This window comes from Candidatus Pantoea persica (assembly GCF_013753875.1).
Taxonomy (GTDB): domain Bacteria; phylum Pseudomonadota; class Gammaproteobacteria; order Enterobacterales; family Enterobacteriaceae; genus Pantoea; species Pantoea persica.
On the sequence record NZ_SMDS01000014.1, the window covers coordinates 1 to 702 of the forward strand.

Annotated in this window: 1 protein-coding gene; it reads right to left on the reverse strand. The window is 49.6% G+C overall.

The window, feature by feature from the left end; genetic code table 11:
- Positions 1-36 precede the first annotated feature (36 nt).
- On the reverse strand, positions 37-597 hold the full coding sequence (locus EIO60_RS04865) for a recombinase family protein (protein WP_258576080.1): 561 nt from the start codon (positions 595-597) through the stop codon (positions 37-39).
- Positions 598-702: the final 105 nt, after the last annotated feature.

The window sequence follows — 702 nt, forward strand, 5'->3', positions numbered from 1 at the left end:
ATTATTATCAATTCATTAACTTTTAAAAAACAGGCTCTACTGTGTGAGCTTATCGTCTTCCAGAATTTTATATACCGTAGAGCGGGCGATGCTTAGCTCCCTGGCTATCGCTGTAGCGCCATTACCTTCCTGACGAAGCGCAAGCACAGCGTTACGGTCGATGGTGCGCCTGCGGCCAAACCTGACACCTTTGAGCTTCGCCTCCTGCCGGCCTTCATTGGTACGCTCCAGTATTCTGCGCCGTTCAGCCTCAGCGACGGCTGACAGGATGGTGACAACCATCTTCCCCATTTCACCGTCGGTGCTGATCCCGTCATCAATGAACCGGACTGCCACGCCCTGAGCGTCAAATTCCTTTATTAGCTGAATCATATCGGCTGTATCGCGGCCAAGCCGGTCAAGTTTTTTCACCAGAACCACGTCCCCGTCTTCCACTTTCATGCGCAGCAGTTCCAGACCGTCCCGTTCGACTGAGATGCCGGATGCCTTGTCTGTAAAGATGCGGTTGGTTTTCACTCCCGCATCTCGGAGAGTTTTGATCTGTATATCGAGGGACTGCTGTCTAGTTGACACTCGCGCATACCCAAAAAGTCGCATAAAATGTACCTTAAATCGAATTTCGGACACGTCGTGTCCATTATGACAAAAAAACGATTTAATAGACAGCTCAGGCGAGGTGTTTTATGTTGTCCGACAATTTAT

What these genes read in the sequence shown, in the direction of transcription:
- EIO60_RS04865 (WP_258576080.1), bottom strand. Translation starts at nt 597, where the DNA reads ATGCGACTTTTTGGGTATGCGCGAGTGTCAACTAGACAGCAGTCCCTC.